General features: G+C 70.6%; 1 pseudogene. It reads left to right on the top strand.

Annotated elements, in window-relative coordinates:
* A pseudogene (locus OCGS_RS09225) lies at positions 1-793 on the top strand (terminase gpA endonuclease subunit); the annotation flags it as partial.

Genomic DNA, 793 nt, shown 5'->3' with positions numbered 1-793 from the left:
TGACCCGGTCACGCTGGCCGAAGCGCGGTCATTGACCTTCGCCACCGGCGCAAGGTGTTCCTGGTGTCGACCCGACGGATCCGGGGCCTGAGCCGGATCGAGCGGGAGTTCGAGGCTTCCGACCAGCGGCGGTACTTCGTGCCGTGTCCGCATTGCGACGCGATGCAATGGCTGAAGTTCGAGCGGCTGCGCTGGGAAAAGGGGCGCCCGGAGACGGCCGAGTATCTCTGCGAGGGCTGCGAGCGGCCCATCGCGGAGCACCACAAGACGAGGATGCTCGAGCACGGCGAGTGGCGCGCGACCGCCACGGCCGCCGATCCGGCGACGGTCGGCTACCACCTGTCGGCGCTCTACTCGCCGGTCGGGTGGCTCAGCTGGCAGCGGATCGCGCGGGCGCATGAGGCGGCACGGGGCAGCGACGAGGCGATGCGGGCGTTCCGGAACACCATCCTCGGCGAGACCTGGATGGAGACCGGCGAGGCGCCCGATTGGCAGCGGCTGGCGGACCGGCGCGAGGCGTGGGCTCCAGGCACGGTGCCGGCTGCTGCGCTGTTCCTGACCGCGGGCGCCGACGTGCAGAAGGACAGGATCGAGGTCGATGTCTGGGCCTGGGGTCGCGGCCTGGAAAGCTGGTTGGTCGACCACCTCGTGCTCGAGGGCGGGCCCGGCGATCCGGCCTGCTGGCAGCAGCTGACGGATCTGCTTGGCCGGACATGGACACATGCCTCGGGTCAGCCGATGGCGCTCGCCCGGCTCGCGATCGACACGGGCTACGAGACCAGCGCGGTCTATG

The sequence above is a fragment of the Oceaniovalibus guishaninsula JLT2003 genome, from assembly GCF_000299575.1.
GTDB lineage: Bacteria > Pseudomonadota > Alphaproteobacteria > Rhodobacterales > Rhodobacteraceae > Palleronia > Palleronia guishaninsula.
Note: the sequence above shows the minus strand (reverse complement) of the source record. Positions and strands in the feature narration are given on the sequence as shown.